The sequence below is a fragment of the Streptomyces sp. NRRL WC-3549 genome (assembly GCF_000721935.1).
GTDB lineage: Bacteria > Actinomycetota > Actinomycetes > Streptomycetales > Streptomycetaceae > Streptomyces.
The window spans coordinates 207,429-208,720 of sequence record NZ_KL585387.1 but is presented as its reverse complement, the minus strand read 5'-3'; the positions used below and the strand labels follow the sequence as shown (position 1 = coordinate 208,720).

The window sequence follows — 1,292 nt, the reverse complement described above, 5'->3', positions numbered from 1 at the left end:
GGCGTCCTCATCGCCTGCGGCCACTACGCGATGGCCGTGCCGACCGCCACCATGACCTGGGTGGGCCTCGGCCTGATCAGCGCCGGCACCGGGCTGCTCAAACCCAATGTGGCGTCCATGGTCGGCAAGCTCTACCGCACCGAGGACCAGCGCAGGGACGCCGGCTTCGCGCTGTACTACATGGGCATCAACATCGGTGCCTTCGCCGGGCCGCTGGTCACCGGCTGGCTGGGTGACCACGCGGGCTGGCACTGGGGCTTCTCGGCCGCCGCCTTCGGTATGACCCTCGGCCTGATCCAGTACGTGGCGGGCCGGCGTCACCTGGCCGGGCGAAAGCACGCCGCCGAATACGCCCTGGCGCCGGGCCCGATGAGACGGGCCGTCCTGCTGATCGTGGCCGGTGCCGTGGTGGTGGCGGCCGTGGCCACCGCGCTGGCGCTGGCCGGATGGCTCACCATGGACCGGTTCGTGGACGTCCTCACCCTGGTCTCGGTGATCGCGCCCGTCGTCTACTTCGTGGTGATGTTCCGCAGCCCCCGGGTCACCCCGGAGGAACGCGGCAGGCTCCGCCCGTACATCGTCCTCTTCCTCGCCTCGGTCGTCTTCAACTTCATCCTCTTCCAGGCGTACTCGACGATGATGCTGCTCGCCTCGACGAACGCGCGGACGGAGATCTTCGGCTTCCACTTCCCGGCGAGCTGGTACGCCTCCGCGCTCGGGGCCTTCGAGGTCGCGCTGGCCCCCGTGGTGGCCACCGTCTGGGCCCGGATGGGGCCGCGCCAGCCGCACGCCTCCAACAAGATCGCCATCGGGGTGATCCTCGGCGGCCTGTCCTTCCTGCTGATGGTCCTGCCGACCTCCGGCCACGACGGCGGCGGCTACCGGATGGCCGCCTGGTGGATCGTCGGCTCCTACCTGCTGCTCGGACTCGGCGACATCCTGCTGGAGACCTCGGGCATGTCGGCCACCACCAAGCTCGCCCCCAAGGCGTTCGCCAGCCAGACGATGGCGCTGTGGTTCCTGTCCCTCGCACTCGCCAACGGCATCCAGGCACAGATCGTGAAGCTCTACGGCGAGGTGTCCATCCCCGCCTACTTCGGTGTCAATGGCGCCGTCGCGGTGGCGGCCGGTGTGGCCGTCATCGCCGCCGCTCCCTGGCTCAAGCGCACCATGCACCCCGTCCACTGAGGTACCACCATGCAGATCCGCACCACCTTCCCGTACGAGACCACCCACGAGGACCTCTACATCCCGCTGCCCGACGGCACCCAGCTGTACGCCAGGATCTGGCG

Annotated in this window: 1 protein-coding gene; it reads left to right on the top strand. The window is 69.3% G+C overall.

Translation table 11 applies throughout. From position 1 onward, the window contains the following. Positions 1–1,188: peptide MFS transporter (locus IH13_RS0106335; RefSeq protein WP_031081759.1), on the top strand; the 1,188-nt coding region annotated here is incomplete at its 5' end. Between the last annotated feature and the right edge of the window lie 104 nt (positions 1,189–1,292).